Source organism: Cellulomonas sp. P5_C6 (assembly GCF_054049635.1).
Genome location: NZ_JBFULZ010000312.1, coordinates 1 through 2,658 on the forward strand (window position 1 = coordinate 1; position 2,658 = coordinate 2,658).

Annotated in this window: 2 protein-coding genes; both read right to left on the reverse strand. The window is 66.4% G+C overall.

The genetic code is table 11. The features are described 5' to 3' along the window. Positions 1-847 (reverse strand): lipopolysaccharide biosynthesis protein (locus tag ACXJKG_RS20585; protein WP_456847582.1); only part of this gene is annotated, 847 nt, incomplete at its 3' end. 97 nt (positions 848-944) lie between these two features. After that, positions 945-2,447 (reverse strand): sugar transferase, encoded by a 1,503-nt coding sequence (locus ACXJKG_RS20590; protein WP_456847583.1) that lies wholly within the window; start codon positions 2,445-2,447, stop codon positions 945-947. Between the last annotated feature and the right edge of the window lie 211 nt (positions 2,448-2,658).

Below are 2,658 nucleotides of genomic sequence, written 5' to 3' on the forward strand. Positions count from 1 at the left end.
GCTCAGAGCGTGCGCGCCGGTACACATTGGGCGCCCACGAATTGTTGAACGCGCCGACAAGGACCACGCCCAGCGTTCCGATGAGGAGCGCGAGCTGCAGTTGCCCTGCTATCTCAACCCCCGCTCGGTGGCCCGCAATGAGCACAAGGACACCGACGACCGCCCCGGCAGCGAGTTGATGAGGCACCGTAGGTAGCCCGATGCGCAGTGACCGAGCGACGCCCGAGCGCGCAAACGACGGTCGCTCGATCGACGTCACCACGATGACGGCCACCGCAGCCACCAGGACCTGGACCAGCGAGAGGCCCTGCAGATAGTGCTCGCCCGTGGGCCCGGAGAGTCCCGCGTGGACGAGCCCAGCAATCGGAGGCAGCACAGCGTTTGCGATGGCGAGAAGGACGAAGGTCGTGACGCGGGCCAGGGCTCGGAGCTGTGCCTGGCACATCGTCAAAGCGGCGAGGGCCCCGCCCGAAACGAGGGCCGGACCTGCGACTCCAGGCGGCACGCTGAAGATGGAAGCACCCGAGACCTGGAGAGCTGAGCCCGAAAGAACGACCGCCAGTGCCACGCCTCCGACTCCGACGAGCATGGTGCCGGCGGCTTGTCTGGTTCCCGCCGACTCCATCAGCGCGTCCCGTGTGATGGCTGCGGGGAGGCCGAGCGCGAACAGGATCGCCGCGATCTGGTACACCGCGATTCCTGTCGCGACGTGGCCGTACTCGACTCCGCCAAGAACTCTCGTCACGGCTGGGGTCACTAGCACAGCGCTGGCCATCGGCGCGACGACGGCCAGGGTGTAGAGCACTCCGTCGCGGACCATGCGCTCGGAGCGGACGGCGTTGCTCACCACAGGAACGAGTCCCAGCCTTGAGGGCGGCGCGCGCTCGTACCTCCGGTCACTGCCCCCGATGTCCCGCCTTGGGCACGAGCGCCGCCTTGCTCGCTCATACCGCGCCCTCGGCGGCGAGGACAGCCTTCACCGTACGCGCCAAGATCAAGAGGTCCCCGAAGAGCGTCCAGTTCTCGACGTAGCTGACGTCCATGCGAATGCCCTCCTCGGCCGAAAGGTCGCTCCGACCGGAAACCTGCCAGAGCCCGGTCACGCCCGGCTTGACAAGCAGGCGTCGGTGAGCCGCGCGATCGTAGAGCGCCACCTCGGCGTCGATCTGCGGACGTGGGCCAACCAGGCTCATGTCGCCTCGTAGCACGTTGAACAGCTGCGGGAGCTCATCGAGGGAGAACCGGCGCAGAATCCGCCCCACYGATGTGACGCGTGGGTCGTTTCGTGGCTTGTAGAACAACTGGACGTCGTCGACGCCTTCGAGGGCAAGAACTTCGGCCAGCCGGTCATGGGCGCCGTTCACCATCGACCGGAACTTGATCATGCGGAACCGACGTTGATCCTTGCCGATCCGCTCTTGGGTGTAGAAGACAGGCCCGCGGCTCGTTGTGGCAACGAGGATCGCGATCAACAGGAGCAGCGGGCTGAGGATCACGGTGATCAGTGCTGCCGTCACCCAGTCGAACGCGGACTTGGCGGCGTAGCGCACACCAGTGAATCGGGGCTCGTCCACGTACATCAACGGCAGTCCACTGACGGGCTGCATCAGCACACGGGGTCCAGCCACGTCAACGAGAGTGAGCGTGACTGCGAGGTCGATCCCCTTGCCCTCGAGATCCCAGCCAAGCCGGCGAACCGCCTCGGCCGTGATCGCATCAGAGCCGGACACTGCGACAGCAGAGGCACCGATCTCCTCAGCAATTGCCGCAGAACGTTCGAACGACCCGAGGACGGGGACATCGCGTACGGTCTCGCCGATCGTGACCTCCCCCGTCGGAACACAGACCCCCACGACCGAGTAGCCCGCCCGCGGGTTCCGGTGCAGCTCGTCGATCAGCCTGGCGGCGCTGTGCCGATGTCCAATGACCAACACGCTCGCCTGGTACCCGCCGGCTTCTCGACGCCGGTGCAGCCATTGCCGCCAGCAGAAGCGACTGAGCAGAAGTAGAACGAGTCCCAGCGGTGCGGCAAAGCCCAGGTACCCGCGTCCGATCTCCATGCGAAGGAGGTAAGCAACGACGGCGACAGCCGCGAAGAGGCGCCAGGTCACGCCGAACACGCGTGAGTATTCGGTCGGGCCAGTCCCGACCACACGGCGGTCTCGAGTCCTGCCTGCCGCCAACGCGCCGAGCCAGGCGGCCGCGAGGACGACCGACACGGACAGATACGTCGGCGAAAACTCGCCCGAGACGGTTGTCAGGCCCCTGACGTCGAACCGCACCACGTAGGCGACACCGACCGCGATAGAGACCGCAATTGCGTCGGTGGCAGTGATCCGCAGCGCATAGTTTCGCGCCCAGGGGCTCGCCGCTGCATCGACCACATGCGCGGGATCGCGGAGACCAGGCGTCGCCCTCGCCCGGTCGCGCGTGTCTTGATCGGTCATGCCGTGCCCCCGATGTCCGGCAAACCGTCGTCAGGCGCTGCCAAGAAGTATTTCGGCCATGCTACCCCGCCCGTCGTCGCGCCCATTCATCACAAAGCACTCTTAGGCGACGTATTGTCACGTCAGCCCTCGATTCGCCCCCGCAGATCCGCTTGGCTGCGCCGTGAGACACTCGTCTGGGCGCGCTACAGCCGCGCAGGGAGCAGGAGTG